The organism is Hyphomicrobium sulfonivorans, assembly GCF_013306565.1.
Taxonomy (GTDB): domain Bacteria; phylum Pseudomonadota; class Alphaproteobacteria; order Rhizobiales; family Hyphomicrobiaceae; genus Hyphomicrobium_A; species Hyphomicrobium_A sulfonivorans.
In genome coordinates this window covers 379815-394824 of sequence record NZ_PZPO01000004.1, presented here as the reverse complement: position 1 = coordinate 394824, position 15010 = coordinate 379815, and the positions used below count along the sequence as shown (strand labels likewise).

Below are 15010 nucleotides of genomic sequence, written 5' to 3'. Positions count from 1 at the left end.
TTGGCTGCATTGACGGAATGCACGGCATTTGTGCCGGTGCGTTTACTTTCGGGAGAAGCGGCGACCTGTTCAGCACTTTGCTGCGCCGCCGCGTGACGGTTTTGCGTCACCACCGGTTGCTCGTTGGGCGATGTAGCCACCGGCAGCGAGCGACGCATCAGCATCTGATAAAAATATGGTGCTGCGCCGGACGCGGTGAAGACACATCGCAATGCGATGCATCGGCGCGCTAGCTGCCTCGCAATAAAAAACGCGCCCGCCGAAGCGGACGCGTGAAATTTTGCAACCAACAGCTTATCGCCGTTGCAGCGCGATCAGATCACGCCGAAAGCACGCATGGCTTCGGCAACGCGCGTGAAGCCCGCCACGTTGGCACCGAGCACGTAGTTACCCTCGTCGCCATACTCCTTCGCCGTGTTGGCGCAGGTGTCGTGGATGTCGTGCATGATCTTCGCGAGACGCGCTTCGGTGGCTTCAAAGCTCCAGGAATCGCGCGAGGCGTTCTGCTGCATTTCGAGCGCGCTGGTGGCAACACCACCGGCGTTGGCGGCCTTGCCCGGTCCGAACAGCACCTTGCCCTCGACGAATGCGCGGATGGCTTCCGGCGTGGAAGGCATGTTCGCGCCTTCACCGACGGCGATGACGCCGTTGCGGATCAGGGTTGCAGCGTTCTGGCCGTTCAGCTCGTTCTGCGTCGCCGATGGCATCGCAACATCAACCGGAACATCCCAGATCGATCCGCCTTGAACGTACGTCGCTTCCGAACCGCGCGCGGCGGCATAGTCGGCAATACGGCCGCGGCGCACTTCCTTGATCTCCTTCAGGAGAGCCAGGTCGATGCGGTCCTTCTCGACCACGTAGCCATCGGAATCCGAGCAGGCGATGACACGACCGCCGAGCGAGGCAACCTTCTCGATGGTGTAGACCGCGACATTGCCGGCACCGGAAACGGAAACCGTGCGACCGTCGAAATCCTGGCCACGCGTCTGCAGCATGCGCTGGACGAAGTAGGTGCAGCCATAACCGGTTGCCTCGGTGCGTACGCGCGAGCCGCCCCAGATGAGGCCCTTGCCCGTCAGCACGCCGGACTCATAACGGTTGGTCATGCGCTTGTACTGGCCGAACATGTAGCCGATTTCGCGCTGGCCGACGCCGATGTCGCCCGCAGGCACGTCGGTGTATTCGCCGAGGTGACGGCCCAGCTCAGTCATGAACGACTGGCAGAAGCGCATGATCTCGTTGTCGCTGCGGCCCTTGGGGTCGAAGTCCGAACCGCCCTTGCCGCCGCCGATCGGCATGCCGGTCAGCGCGTTCTTGAAGATCTGCTCGAAGCCCAGGAACTTGATCGTTCCGAGCATCACGCTGGGGTGGAAGCGGATGCCGCCCTTGTAGGGGCCGAGGGCCGAGTTGAACTGCACACGGAAGCCGCGGTTGATGTGTACCTGGCCTTTGTCATCCACCCACGGCACGCGGAAGATGATCTGGCGCTCGGGCTCGCAGATGCGCTCGATCAGAGCGCCCTGTGCATAGTGCGGATGCTTGGCGACGACGCGACCAAGGCTGTCCAGCACTTCGCGGACGGCCTGATGGAATTCCCCCTCGCCGGGATTGCGGCGCAGCACGTCGGCGTAAATCGGCTCAAGTTTCTCATCGAGCATTGTTCTTGTCCCAGCCTAACTGACATTCTCAATGGCAGCCGGAAGGGTCCGGCCGCCGGGTGACGTCCGCGGACAGTGGCGACACTCAGGGCCGGATTGATCGTGCGGGGTCGACTGGCTCGGCGAGGCAGTATCGGTGTGCGAACGGCTAGCTAATGGCCCGCCACTGTCCCCTTCGCAATCTATTTCTGCTGTTATTTCGTGCGATATGAGTAGTTAACGGGCACCGCGAGGCCGATGCGGCGGCGCAGCAAAGGCTGAATTTTGGGCTTATCGCTCGTCAGGTAGGCATGTTGGGTCGTTGCCAGCGGGACGGGGCAGCAGGTGACGGCCATGTGACAAACGCCATTCCGCGCGCAAAAGTCGCAGCAATCTGCGTCGGCAGATTGGCAACGGCGGGCAGGTGAGCCGGGTGAAGCCAGGGCCGGCTGCAGGCCACCGCCGTGATCACCTTTCAAGCGCGTTTTTTAGTCCGGGGGTCCCCCACCAAAAACGTCGGGTTGGGGCCGGCTTTCCCGTTCTGACCGATGTGGGGGACCGGTTGTCCGGTGCACCCGGCGTCTTTGTCCAGCTGGCACGAATTGCGCCAAAGCCCCAAAATGGCTATAGCGGCCCTCGGGGTACAGGCGGGTCTGCCCGTGTTGGGAGCTTTGAATGGCCGTATCGGCAAACACGAAAAAGGGCGGGGGCTGGCTGGAAACGGCCACGATCGTCATCGAAGCGCTGGCCATTGCCATGGTGGTGCGCACCTTCCTGTATCAGCCCTTCAATATTCCTTCCGGCTCGATGAAGGAAACGCTGCTGGTCGGCGATTATCTCTTCGTGTCGAAGCTGTCGTACGGCTACTCGCGCTATTCGTTCTACAACCTGATCCCGTTTGAGGGCCGCATCTTCGGCGCCGAGCCCAAGCGAGGCGATGTCGCCGTTTTCAAGCTGCCGCGCGATAATTCCACCGATTACATCAAGCGCGTGATCGGCCTGCCGGGCGATGAAATCGACGTGCGCGGCGGACTGCTGTTCATCAACGGCGAGGAAGTTCCGCGGCGCCGTATCGGTGATTTCGTCACCCACGAGGATGGTGGCCCGGCGCGTCCCATTCCGGCCTATGAGGAAACGCTGCCCAACGGCGTGAAGTATACCGTGCTGGATGCTGAGCCCAACGGCCCGTTCGACAATGTCGGCCCCTACAAGGTTCCCGAGGGCCACTACTTCATGATGGGCGACAACCGGGACAACTCTACCGACAGCCGCGCCACCTGGGGCGTCGGTTATGTGCCCTATGACAACCTGATCGGCCGCGCGGAGATCATTTTCTTCTCCGCTGCTGTCGACGAGCCGGGCGCGTTCAGCCTGTGGCAGCCGTGGACCTGGCCGGCGGATATCCGCTGGAACCGTTTCTTCAAGCTGGTTCGATAGTCTGCGTTCAGCCAATCCAGCCGACCGCCGCGCAAATGCTCTGCGCGGCGGCCAAAATGCTTTCAGCCATATGGCTTTCAGGACGTGCAGCGTGTCGTGATCCTGCGCCCGAGAAAATTCAAAGATCTTGAAAAGGCGCTGGGGCACCGGTTCCGCGATCAGCAGCTTGTCGAAGTTGCGCTGACCCACGCCAGCATGCGCGGCGGCAAAGTGCACCGCAGCGATAACGAGCGGCTTGAGTTTATCGGCGATCGCGTCCTCGGGCTGGTGATCGCTGACAAGCTGATCGCGCAGTTCCCGACCGCCAACGAGGGCGAGCTGGCGCGTCGCTTCAATCGCATGGTGCGCGGCGAGGCCTGTGCCCACGTCGCGCGTGCCATCGGCGTGGGGCAGCATCTCATCCTGTCGGAAAGCGAAGCGTCGAGCGGCGGGCGCGAGAAGGGCACGATCCTGGCCGACGCGATGGAAGCGCTGCTGGGCGCAGTGTTTCTCGATTCCGGATTTCCCGCGGCGCGGTCGGTGGTGCTGCATCTCTGGCAGGATCAGGACGACGTCCGTCCGGCGGCCGCGCGGCCTGATGCCAAGTCGGCGCTGCAGGAATGGGCGCAGGGCAGGGGCTTGCCGCTGCCGGAGTATACCGAGATTGGCCGCACCGGGCCGGACCATGCCCCCAGCTTTACGTCCGAGGTGCGCATCAACGGATGTGCGCCGGCGCAAGGCACCGGGGCTTCCAAACGCGCGGCCGAGCAGGCAGCGGCGCAGACATTATTGAAACGCGAAGGCGTTGTGGCAGGAGCGGAAAGCGATGAGTGACGGAGACGAAGTCGGGGCCGTCCATGCTGACGGCGATGGTCAGCGCTGCGGTTTCATTGCGGTGATCGGCGCCCCCAACGCGGGCAAGTCGACGCTGGTGAACGCCATGGTTGGCGCCAAGGTTTCCATCGTCTCGCACAAGGTGCAGACGACGCGTGTACCCGTGCGCGGCATCGCCAATGTCGGCAACAGCCAGCTTGTTTTCATCGACACGCCGGGCCTGTTCTCGCCCAAGAAGCGGCTCGATACCGCGATGGTGGAAGCGGCATGGGGTGGCGCGCGCGATGCCGATTTCGTGGTGCTGGTGATTGACGCTGCGCGTGGCATCGACGCCGAAGTGGAAAGCATCCTCAACAAGCTGCAGGACGTGAAGCTGCCGCGCATTGCGGTGCTGAACAAGGTCGACAAGCTCACCGACAAGAGCAAGCTGCTTGAACTGGCGACCGCGGTGCAGGAGAAGGCGGCGTTCGAGCATGTGTTCATGCTGTCCGCCACCGATGGCGACGGCGTCGAGGATCTGAAGCGCTATCTCGCCGACAAGATGCCCGCCGGGCCGTGGCATTATCCGGAAGACGATCTGACGGACGCGCCGCTGCGCATGCTGGCGGCCGAGATCACGCGCGAGAAGATCTTCCATCGCCTGCACGATGAGGTGCCGTATTCTTCGACGGTGGAAACATCTCAGTGGACCGAGCGCAAGGATGGTTCGGTGCGCATCGAGCAGACGATCTTCGTCGCTCGCGACGGTCAGAAGGCGATCATGCTGGGCAAGGGCGGGGCGACCATCAAGCAGGTGTCGATGGATTCACGCCGTGAGCTGCAGGAGATCCTGGAGCGCCCGGTGCACCTGTTCCTGTTCGTGAAGGTGCGCGAGAACTGGCAGGACGACCCCGAGCGCTACCGCGAAATGGGCCTCGAACTGCCCAAGAAGTAATTGTAGCGGTGCGATGACAGCCCCGAATCGGATAGCTCAGTACTGGGAGTATCTGCTTCGGGGTGGCTGGCATGCGCGCAACGGGGGTATTCGGCGTCGCTGGAAGTTTAGCTGTAGCTTTGAATCTTGCCGTTAGCGCAGCTGCTGCTGATCCGGTTCAACGTCTGCCAAATGCGGCCTGGTTCGGCGGGCTTGGCGGAGCCTACAGTCACGTCGATCTCAAGCAGTCGATGATCGGCGTTTCAGATCCTACGAGCGTCTACAAGGATGGTGTGTTGGTGGCCACCGGCACGGCAGGCGGCCCCGTTGTTCCGTTCGGGCTGAGCGAAGCCAATTTCGCGCCCCAAGGCCAGGTTGGCTACTTTGCCCACTTTCCAGGGAGCGGCCTGTTGTGGGGTATCAAGCTCACCTATCAGTACGATGACGCGGCTTTGGAGCGGCCCGAGCTCATTCCTCAGGCCGGCCAGTTTACGCCGGTTGGTGGCAGTCCGGACAGCTTCACCGGCAACGTGATCATCGGCTCATCGAAAACACGAGTGACACACCAGCTCACGTTGTTCCCCTTCATCGGCCAGAGTTTTGGCCAGGGGTTTGTCTATGGTGGCGGCGGCCCGATGCTGCTCAACGTGGAAACGGATATCCGGAATGCGATTGGCTTCGCCGACATCAACGGCCAGCACACCGACATTACCGGTGCACCCCTGAACTTTTCGAGCAACGATTGGGTTTGGGGCGGGGGCTTTCAGCTGGGCGTCGCGTACTTCCTCTCGGATTTATGGTTTATCGATATCAACTACACGTGGGCACGCACGTCGCAGCCTTCAAATGGCTATTCGGATCAGTTCACAAGTTCCTTTGTTCAGTCTGGCTCGACAATCACGACCGAAGGTGGAGCCAACCTTTACGTCAGCGATCGGCTGACAACACAATCCGTCGCAATATCGATCAATCGCGCCTTTTGAAGTTTGCACTTGGCAGGTCTTGATCCGGCGCGCGGCGACTTCGCTTCGCGACGCTGGCCGCCACGGAAGCGATTTTCGGCACGCGGCGGCCGGCTCCCGGCAGGGGAGTCGCCGCGTGCAAGGCAAGTCTCAAAGCAAGACTCCTTGACATCGCGGCGGGGCGCGCGCACATACCGCCCGCATCTTACCTGCTTGGTATGCAGCGATTGAGAGGAGAGAGGTTATGGCCGACACGGCTCACGATTCCGCGCCCAATTCTTCTGCGGCGCCCCAGATCACCCTGACATTCCCCGACGGCGCCAACCGCAAGATCGACAGCGGCACGACCGGCTTTGAGGTGGCGAAGTCCATCGCGCCGTCGCTCGCCAAGCGTACCGTGGCCATGAGCCTCAACGGCACGCTGTCCGACCTTGCCGATCCGATCACGGCCGACGCCGAAATCAAGTTCATCTCGCGCACCGACCCGGAAGCGCTGGAGCTGATCCGGCATGACGCCGCGCACGTGATGGCCGAAGCCGTACAGGAGCTGTGGCCCGGCACGCAGGTGACGATCGGCCCGGTGATCGAGAACGGCTTCTTCTACGACTTCGCCAAGCAGCAGCCGTTCGAGCCCGACGACATCCCGAAGATCGAGCAGAAGATGGGCGAGATCATCGCCCGCAATGCGCCGTTCACGAAGGAATTCTGGTCGCGCGATGAAGCGAAGAAGTTCTTCCGCGACAAGGGCGAGAACTTCAAGATCGAGCTCGTCGATGCGATCCCTGCCGATCAGGATCTGAAAATCTACAAGCAGGGCGACTGGCTCGACCTGTGCCGTGGCCCGCACATGACGTCCACGGGCCAGATTGGCAAAGCGTTCAAGCTGATGAAGTTCGCCGGCGCTTACTGGCGCGGCGACGCGAACAATCCGCAGCTGCAGCGCATCTACGGCACGGCGTTCGCAACCGAGCCTGAGCTGAAGGAATATCTGCATCGCCTTGAGGAAGCCGAGAAGCGCGATCACCGCAAGCTCGGCCGCGAGATGGACCTGTTCCACTTCCAGGAGGAAGCGCCGGGCAGCGTGTTCTGGCATCCGAAGGGCTGGACGTTGTTCCAGAGCCTCATCGCCTACATGCGCCGTCGCCTCGACAAGGATGGCTATCAGGAAGTGAACTCTCCCGACATGATGGAGAAGCACTTCTGGGAGCTTTCCGGTCACTGGGAAAACTACGGCGAGAACATGTTCACGACCACGCTGCCCGATGAGCGCGTGTTCTGCTGCAAGCCGATGAACTGCCCTGGCCACGTGCAGATTTTCAAGCACGGCCTGAAGAGCTATCGCGACCTGCCGCTGAAGATTGCCGAGTTCGGCAAGGTGCACCGCTACGAGCCATCCGGCGCGCTGCACGGCATGCTGCGCGTGCGCCACTTCACGCAGGACGACGCGCACATCTTCTGCACCGAAGACCAGTTGATGCAGGAGTGCCTGAAGATCAACGACCTGATGTTGTCGATCTACAAGGACTTCGGCTTCGAGGACATCTTCATCAAGCTGTCGACGCGGCCTGAAAAGCGCGTCGGCTCAGATGAGCTGTGGGACAAGGCCGAGCAGGCACTGCAGGACGTGCTGGACGAGGTGACCAAGCGTTCCAACGGCCGCGTGAAGACCGCGTTGCAGCCGGGTGAGGGCGCGTTCTACGGCCCCAAGCTTGAGTATGTGCTGAAGGACGCCATCGGCCGCGAATGGCAGTGCGGTACCACGCAGGTGGATTTCAACCTCGCCAACCGCCTCGGCGCCTTCTATATCGACGAAACGTCGGACAAGAAGGTTCCAGTGATGATCCATCGCGCCATGTTCGGCTCGCTGGAACGCTTCACCGGTATCCTGATCGAGAACTTCGCCGGTCACTTCCCGCTGTGGCTATCGCCGTTGCAGGTCGTCGTCGCGACGATTGTATCGGATGCCGATGATTATGCGGTGGAAGTGGTCGAGAAGCTGCGTGCCGCTGGCATCCGCACCGAGATCGATCTGCGCAATGAGAAGATCAACTACAAGGTGCGCGAGCATTCGCTGGCGAAGGTGCCGGTGATGCTGGTGGTTGGCAAACGCGAGGCCGAGGAGGGCAAGGTGTCCATCCGTCGTCTCGGATCGCAGGCGCAGCAGGTGATGACGCTTGAGGAAGCCCTTGCCGCCCTGAAGGCCGAAGCAACGCCCCCGGACCTTCGCGACGAAAGCTGAGCGTGAGCATGGCAACGCTTGAAGCGAATGGGGTCGTCAGCACCGAGCATTGGCGCGAGTTGGTACGCCGGGCCAATGAGCGGGTGAAACGGCGCGTGTGGAAGCAGACGGCAGCAGTCGGTATTTTCGTCACCGCCGTGTTTTTCTCGCTGCCCTTTCTGCTGAGCGAGCGGTTCGGCTATGACTTCGAGAGCTTGCTGCTCGGGCTCATCTTTGGATTGGGAGTTTGGTGGCTCTATCAAACGTTGGCATGTTTTTTCATTGCATCACATTGGTTAAAGCGTGACGGCGTTCTTTTAGGCCCCAGTCGTGTCACCGTAGGCGACGTTGGGGTGATAAGCGAGGGCAGGCACACCCGATCCGAGTACGATTGGACGATGATGGAAGATGTTCAATCCTATGCAAAGATCATCGTGATTTGGACTGATCCTGGATCCGGCATTCTCATTCCGCGCAATGCGTTTGCTGCACCTGAGCTGGAACGGGCTTTCATAGAGCAGATCAAGTTTCGGATTGAGGCCGCGCGCCGAGAACATGTTCGTTAGCACATCGACTAAAGATCAGGCGCGGTGGCAACTATGGCGCCGCGCTTTTTTATTCGGGCTGTGCAACATTCCGCCCGCATCTGCTTTGAAGCCCTGCGCCGCCGCCGCTTTATAGCGCTCCGCTTCGGACCAGACCCCACTTCGGCGCAAAGAACAGCCCATGCCCGCAAAGCCGCTTTCCCTGCGTGACGGATTGCTTGCGCTCGCCGTGATGGCGGTGTGGGGTTCGAATTTCGTCGTCATCCGGATGGGGCTGGATGATCTGCCGCCGCTGCTGTTTGCGGCGCTGCGTTTCACCTTCGTAGTGTTCCCCGCCATCCTGTTCCTGAAGCGCCCGCCGGTGCCGTGGCGGAACCTTGCCGCCTATGGCCTGTTCATCGGCGCCGGGCAGTTCGGGCTGCTGTTCCTCGCCATGCGCGGCAGCATCACGCCGGGGCTCGCATCGCTGGTCATCCAGTTGCAGGCGTTCTTCACCATCGGCATCGCGGCCGCCATGACCGGCGAGAAGGTGCGCCCGTTCCAGATCGCGGCGCTGCTGCTGGCGGCCTCCGGCATCGGCATCATTCTATCGCATACCGATGGATCGACCACGCCGCTCGGCCTGGCGCTGGTGCTGAGCGCGGCGCTGAGCTGGGCCATCGGCAACATCGTCGTGCGCGCGACGCCGGGCGTGAACATGCTGGCCTACGTGGTGTGGGGCAGCATCTTCTCCGCGCCGCCGCTTTATCTGATGTCATTGATATTCGAAGGGGTGCCCGCGATCCGCGAAGGGCTGGCGAACGCCGATATCAATACCGCTGCCGTCATTGCCTATCAGGCCATCGGCAATTCGCTGTTCGGCTACGCAATCTGGGGCTGGCTGCTGTCGCGTTATCCGGCGGCAACCATCGCGCCGATGTCGCTGCTGGTGCCGGTGTTCGGCATTGCCGCGTCGGCGCTGTGGCTGGCCGAGCCGTTACAGGATTGGAAGCTCGGCGCGGCGGCGCTGGTCATGGCGGGGCTCTGCCTCAATGTGCTGTGGCCGCGCTTTGCTGCCATCCGCGGCGCCCGCACCCCGCCCGCTGCATAAAGCCAACGGATCACGACGTTGTGCGCGCGATTGACACGGGCAAGTTGACACTTAGGCTGCGCTGGAAATTTGAAACCTTGGGTACGGCGGCGCTCGTTTGATGGGTTTGATGGCATCCAGTCTGCGGCGTACGCTAGTTGGTGCATTCAATCGCGTGGCCTCAATCAAGGTCAGTAAGCGGTTTGATGCGATTGCAGCGCAGATCATGCTGCGTGTTATCGGTGTTTATCAGGTGCTGCTGTCGCCACTGCTCGGGCAGCAGTGTCTCTTTTCGCCGACCTGCAGCAATCGATCAGCCGCCCTCATACGCGAACACGGGTGGTCGACCGGTATGCCAATCGCCCGTGCGCAGCTCCGGCGATGCTGCGGAAATTTCCGGGTTAGTTTAAACGCGGACGACAAAATAGAACTGCGATGCTCCGACGGTACCGTTTTCACTGAAGAAGAGCTGTCACCTGCATTTTTGCAGCGTTACGGCCTTTTCGTGCGCTCTGTTCGGATGGATCGGTCGTAGCGTGGATTGCTAGGAGCGGATCGATGCGGGAAAAGAGGTTGCGGCCTTCGCAGCCGGCGTTCAGCGCCTGCAACAGATAGGCATGGCCCGCCACCTTCACGCAGATGACGACGCCACGCGGCGTCGCGTTACGGCAGCCCGTGTGCGCATCGAAGCGCTCACCGGTTTTGCCGCCGATGCTTACCGGTTTGGGTTCAAGCGAACGGGTTTCATAATAGCCAACTTCAAACGCCTGTCGTGCCAGATCGGAGCACGTCGCGGCATCTTCCAGAACACGCAGTTCTACCGGGTCCAAGCGCGGTTTGGCGGTATCAAGCGGCGTGAAGTTGATCCGATCCGGCCGCACGCTCGCTTGCCAGCGGGCATCGTCGTAGCGCACGCGGGCCGCGCCTAATTCGGCCACCGCTTCGCCAGCGTCCGCCGACGTTGGTATGAGTGCCACCGCCACCCAGACAGATGCCAGAAGAGCGCGCCACCACCTGAGTTGGCAGCGCGCCGCGCGCTGCATCAGAAGCCGCCGCCCAGCGCATTGCCGACCATATCGACAATGGTCGTCGACTGCTTCTTCTGCCGCTGCTGCGTTGTCGGACGATTCGACGACGTCGAGAAGCCGTCGCTGCTGGCCGGGGCCGCACCTACCGGCGCCAGATGATCGCGGCCGACGTCGATCTCGTCCCACTTGCCGTCAAGCGCCAGCGATATCCGCTTCTCGTGGCCGTAAATATCGCCGAATGTTTGCAGCTTGCCGTCGCTATCCACCCAGGTGGTGAAATAGACCATGTGCATCGGGATGCGCTTTTCCAGCATGATTTCCTGATCGCGCGGTCCGGTCTTCATTTTGGATTGCACGGTGTCAGCGTCCCAGCCCTTGTCTTCGGCCAGGATGACCTCGGCCATCTTCATCGGGTTGCGCAGCCGCAGGCAGCCGTGGCTCAGCGTGCGCACCTTCTGGGCAAACATCCATTTGTCCAGCGTGTCGTGCATGAAGATGGTGTGCTGGCTCGGGAAGGTGAACTTCACCACACCCATCACGTTCTTGGGGCCGGGGGGCTGCACCACCTCATATTTGCGGATGTCAGCGGTGTGCCAGTCGATCGAGCGATAATCGATCGGCGCGCCGTCCTTCGTTTCCAGCTGCAGGCCGTGCTGACGGAACAGGCTGGCGTTGCGGCGCAGGTCCGGCTGCAGCTCCTTCACCTTGATGGATTCCGGCACGCGCCACATCGGCTTGAAAACAACGGCCCTCAGCGGGCGGGTGTAGATGGTGGTCTGCTTGTCGGTTTCGCCAACCACGATGCGTTCGGTGTGAACCGTATCGCCATCCTTGAACACGCGAATGATGAACTCGGGCACGTTAGCCATCACATGCATCTGGCCCAGATCTGCGGGCATCCAGCGCCACTGCTCCATGTTGGCCAGAATGCGCTTGCCCAGCGGCTTGGTGCGGTTGGCAACATAAAGCTCGCGCAGCTTCTGGAACTGGGGGTGCTGCGGGTGCAGGCTGCGCAGGTATTCAGCTGGATCGGGCGTCGCGATGGCGTCGCGGAAAACAGTCTCGGCGTCCAGAAACTGCGGACGGCGATCAAGATTGGAATTGAGCAGGATCGACGGCGCGGTGATGCGGCCGCCACGGGCATAGCGGGCGTACTTCAGCAGCGCCTTGGAGATTTCGACATCGGCCTTGCCCAGCGTCGCAGCGTCGAGCTTCGATGGCGGCGGGATCACTGGCAGATGGAAATCGGCGGGGTTCAGGCCCCAGTCGGCAGCCTTCAGAATTTCGGCGCCCAGCGCGGCGCCACGGTCGGTCAGCCCGCCTTCGGTCAGCCAGATCGGCACGTCTCTGCGCGCGGCATAGACGTCAGAAAGGACGCTGCGCTCTTTCAGCTCCTCCGCTGAACCTTCAACCGGCAGCGCGTTCAGCTTTGAACGTACCGCGCTGGCCACGGGATTGGTGTCGGTGGGCGGCAGCATCGGCGGGGTAATCGCCGGATCGGTGGCGATGGCTTCCTCGGACATCGAGGGCGCGGCGATGGCCATAGGGGCGGCGGCAAGCAGCGCCGAGCCTGCGGCAAGCATGAGAAAAGCTAAGCGAATCATTCCCCCTCCACACCGCTGGAGGCTAACCGAGACATGGCAATCTGGCTAGCGTGGGGCAGGGTCAATTCTATGTCAGAACAAGGTTATGGGCAGTCTGGTCACGGGCTTACGACCTGCCGTTGGCAAGCCCCGGACGACACCTGCGGTGGACACTGCCCAACGTTGCTGGCGAGCGGCAGTTGGCATGAAATAAGTCAGCGAACTGACAAACAGGCTTGCCGGTCAGCGGACTTCCGCGCAAAGCTTTGGCGTCGGGTTTGAGGGCATTCCGGTGAAAATAGCGCTGTCGTGGTCAGTCATCGCGGCTCTCGGGGCCGCAGTTTTTGTCCTGTCAGCGGCCTTTCCTCCCGTTCCGTTGAGCAGTCCAGCCTTTGCCCAGTCGGAGAGCAGCGCTGAAAAGGATGCCTTTGCTGCCGCCAAAGAACTGGGCACCGCCGACGCCTGGAGCGCTTTTCTCGCCAATTTCCCGACTGGCTTCCATGCCGATCTCGCCCGCGCCTACATCAAGAATCTTTCCGACGCGGCCCAACCGGCAGCGGAAGCGCCCGTAACGGAAGCGCCCGTGTCGGAAGCGACAACCGCCGCACCGCCGCTGGATGATCTGCCCATCCCCGCCGCAAGCTGGGGTGGCATCGTGCGCGACGGACCGGGACAGAACTACGGCAAGGTTGCCAGCCTGAACGAGGGCGAGCCCGTTATATTGATGGCGCGCACCGCGGTGATCGAAAACGGCTTTCCCTGGTTCAAGATTGCCTACAACTCGGGCGGCAAGACGGGTTACCAGTGGGGCGGCATTCTTTGTTCGACTGGCGCAGAGCGGCCGGACATCTTCAAAACCTGCACGGTCAAGCAGTCAGCGCCACGGGCTGCCGCCGCAGCGGGACAGGCGCGCGCCAAATGCTCCAGCGGGCAGGTGCGCATAGATGGCAAATGCATGAAGAAAAGCGCGGCCGCAGGCTATTGCGGCCCTGGCTTCCGGCCTGAGGGTGGCAGGTGTGTTCAGGGCTACAAGCCCCCGCCACAGCAGGCAAAATCCTCGCTATCGGGTGAGCAGCGCAAGGCGCTGAACAAGGGATGTCCGCGCGGTCAGGTGTGGAGCGCTGCCGAAGGCTGCCACGAGGACGATTGAACGTTGCGGGTGCGCGAGGCGGCGCGGGAGAAGGGGAGGCAGGCGTGGTAAGCGCGGCGTCTCAGCCGCGACCGCGATAGGGCGGTACGCCCTGATCCGGCAGCCAGACGCCCTCCGGTACCGTTCCCGTCTGCCAGAACACATCGATGGGGATGCCGCCGCGCGGATACCAGTAGCCGCCGATGCGCAGGTAATGCGGCTCCAGCAGCTCCACCAGCCGCTTGGCAATCGCCACCGTGCAATCCTCATGGAACGCGCCGTGATTGCGGAACGCGCCGAGATAAAGCTTCAGCGACTTCGATTCCACCAGCCAGTCGCCGGGCACGTAGTCGATCACGATATGCGCGAAATCCGGCTGGCCGGTCACCGGACACAGCGAGGTGAACTCCGGCGCGGTGAAGCGGGCGACATAGCGGGCATCGGGATGCGGGTTCGGCACCCGCTCCAGCACGGCGGTTTCCGGACTTTCCGGCAGGGCAGTCATTTGCCCCAGTTGCGTAACGGCAATTTTCTCGTCGGCCATCTGGCTTACTCCGCCGCGATCCGGGTTTGCGGTGCCGGTCCGCAATAGATTGCGCCTTCGCGGCAGCTATCGCGGGCGATCTCGATCTGAGAGAGGCCGGGCACGCGGTTCTGCAGCCGGTTCCACAGCCAGATGGCTATGCGCTCCAGCGTCGGCGCCTCCAGCCCTTCGATCTCGTTCAGCAGCCGATGGTCGAGCGCGTCCTGCGCCTCGGCCATCATTTGCGACAGCTCATCGAAGTGGAACACGTAGCCGGTGTCGGACCCCGGCGCGCCCTCAACCGTGATCCGCGCGCGGAACGAATGTCCGTGCACGCGCGAGTTGGGGTGCCCTGGCGGAGCGGTCGGCAGGTAGTGGGCGGCTTCGAACAGAAATTCTTTGTAGATGCGCATGGGGCGTCTCTAAGGGATTTTCTCGTTTAATTCCAGTCGCCTTGCGCAAATGCTCTCCGCCGAGGGAGCATCCCACGCCGTCCGTCCCTCGGTGGGGCTGCGGGCGACTGTTACGGAATACCGAGCAGCTTGTGGGTCTGGACCGAAAGCCGCCAGCGCGGGTTCGCCTTGCAATAGGCAATGGCACGCGCGGTATTTGCTGCCTGCTGCGGCCCATCCATTGGCTGCAAATAGCAGTGGCTGAAATCTACCCCATTGAGGGTAGCGGGATCGAGTCCCGCCTGCGGGTAGACAAGCTTCAATTCGTCGCCCGTCCGCTGGCGGAGGTCGGTGCCAGCCTTGGGGCTGACGCAGATCCAGTCAATGGCGCGCGGCACCGGCAGGGTGCCGTTGGTCTCGATGGCGATGGTAAATCCGGCCCCGTGCAGGGCGTCGATCAGCGCGGTATCAACCTGCAGCATCGGCTCGCCGCCGGTCAGCACTATGAAGCTGGCGCCCGCATCGCCTGTTGATGCAACACAGGCATCCGCCAGCGCCTCAGCGGTGGCGAACTTGCCGCCACCGGGGCCATCGGTGCCGACGAAATCGGTGTCGCAGAACTGGCAGTCGGCCTTATGCCGGTCCCGTTCGCGCCCGGACCACAGGTTGCAGCCCGCAAAACGGCAAAAGACGGCGGGGCGACCGGCGTTCGCGCCTTCGCCCTGCAACGTATAGAAAATCTCTTTCACCGCGTACATGCG

15 protein-coding genes are annotated in these 15010 nt (G+C 62.2%); 9 read left to right on the top strand and 6 right to left on the bottom strand.

The annotated features are described in order from the left end of the window. Positions 1 to 314: 314 nt before the first annotated feature. Positions 315 to 1658: an NADP-specific glutamate dehydrogenase gene (gdhA, locus tag C6Y62_RS10145; protein ID WP_173953810.1), complete on the bottom strand. Its 1344-nt coding sequence runs from the start codon at positions 1656 to 1658 to the stop codon at positions 315 to 317. Between the two features lie 654 nt (positions 1659 to 2312). On the opposite strand from gdhA, the gene lepB reads away from it, so the two are divergent. From lepB to yidD, 8 genes are all read left to right on the top strand, one after another. Then, positions 2313 to 3074: a signal peptidase I gene (lepB, locus tag C6Y62_RS10140; RefSeq protein ID WP_068463138.1), complete on the top strand. Its 762-nt coding sequence runs from the start codon at positions 2313 to 2315 to the stop codon at positions 3072 to 3074. A gap of 84 nt (positions 3075 to 3158) precedes the next feature. Then, positions 3159 to 3887 (top strand): ribonuclease III, encoded by a 729-nt coding sequence (rnc, locus tag C6Y62_RS10135; protein ID WP_245281933.1) that lies wholly within the window; start codon positions 3159 to 3161, stop codon positions 3885 to 3887. Further along, a complete protein-coding gene (gene era / locus C6Y62_RS10130) occupies positions 3880 to 4821 on the top strand; it encodes a GTPase Era (RefSeq protein WP_068463140.1) in 942 nt (313 codons plus the stop codon). The genes rnc and era overlap by 8 nt, the downstream gene beginning before the upstream one ends. A 278-nt stretch (positions 4822 to 5099) precedes the next feature. After that, positions 5100 to 5783, top strand: a complete 684-nt coding sequence (locus C6Y62_RS10125; RefSeq protein WP_173953809.1) for a hypothetical protein — start codon at positions 5100 to 5102, stop codon at positions 5781 to 5783. Positions 5784 to 6006: 223 nt separating this feature from the next. Continuing rightward, positions 6007 to 8001 (top strand): threonine--tRNA ligase, encoded by a 1995-nt coding sequence (gene thrS / locus C6Y62_RS10120; protein WP_173953808.1) that lies wholly within the window; start codon positions 6007 to 6009, stop codon positions 7999 to 8001. 8 nt (positions 8002 to 8009) lie between these two features. Beyond that, entirely contained in the window at positions 8010 to 8546 is a 537-nt protein-coding gene (locus tag C6Y62_RS10115; RefSeq protein ID WP_173953807.1) for a YcxB family protein, read from the top strand. Between the two features lie 160 nt (positions 8547 to 8706). After that, entirely contained in the window at positions 8707 to 9615 is a 909-nt protein-coding gene (locus C6Y62_RS10110; protein ID WP_173953806.1) for an EamA family transporter, read from the top strand. Positions 9616 to 9715: 100 nt separating this feature from the next. Continuing rightward, positions 9716 to 10129, top strand: a complete 414-nt coding sequence (gene yidD / locus C6Y62_RS16830) for a membrane protein insertion efficiency factor YidD (RefSeq protein WP_173953805.1) — start codon at positions 9716 to 9718, stop codon at positions 10127 to 10129. Here the strand turns inward: yidD and C6Y62_RS10100 are convergent. Continuing rightward, positions 10050 to 10571: a hypothetical protein gene (locus C6Y62_RS10100; protein ID WP_173953804.1), complete on the bottom strand. Its 522-nt coding sequence runs from the start codon at positions 10569 to 10571 to the stop codon at positions 10050 to 10052. The two genes, yidD and C6Y62_RS10100, sit on opposite strands and share 80 nt — an antisense overlap. A gap of 65 nt (positions 10572 to 10636) precedes the next feature. After that, the gene (locus C6Y62_RS10095; protein ID WP_173953803.1) at positions 10637 to 12226 is read right to left on the bottom strand and encodes a L,D-transpeptidase scaffold domain-containing protein; all 1590 of its coding nucleotides are present in this window, start codon (positions 12224 to 12226) and stop codon (positions 10637 to 10639) included. A gap of 271 nt (positions 12227 to 12497) precedes the next feature. On the opposite strand from C6Y62_RS10095, the gene C6Y62_RS10090 reads away from it, so the two are divergent. Then, on the top strand, positions 12498 to 13355 hold the full coding sequence (locus C6Y62_RS10090; RefSeq protein ID WP_210258035.1) for an SH3 domain-containing protein: 858 nt from the start codon (positions 12498 to 12500) through the stop codon (positions 13353 to 13355). Positions 13356 to 13416: 61 nt separating this feature from the next. On the opposite strand, the gene queF is transcribed toward C6Y62_RS10090, so the two are convergent. The 3 genes from queF to queE all read right to left on the bottom strand — a co-directional run bounded on the left by queF (position 13417) and on the right by queE (position 15007). Then, positions 13417 to 13878, bottom strand: a complete 462-nt coding sequence (gene queF, locus C6Y62_RS10085) for a preQ(1) synthase (RefSeq protein ID WP_173953801.1) — start codon at positions 13876 to 13878, stop codon at positions 13417 to 13419. A gap of 5 nt (positions 13879 to 13883) precedes the next feature. Further along, positions 13884 to 14270, bottom strand: coding sequence for a 6-pyruvoyl trahydropterin synthase family protein (locus tag C6Y62_RS10080; protein WP_173953800.1), 387 nt, complete (start codon positions 14268 to 14270; stop codon positions 13884 to 13886). Positions 14271 to 14380: 110 nt separating this feature from the next. Continuing rightward, positions 14381 to 15007, bottom strand: coding sequence for a 7-carboxy-7-deazaguanine synthase (queE, locus tag C6Y62_RS10075; RefSeq protein ID WP_173953799.1), 627 nt, complete (start codon positions 15005 to 15007; stop codon positions 14381 to 14383). Positions 15008 to 15010 lie beyond the last annotated feature (3 nt).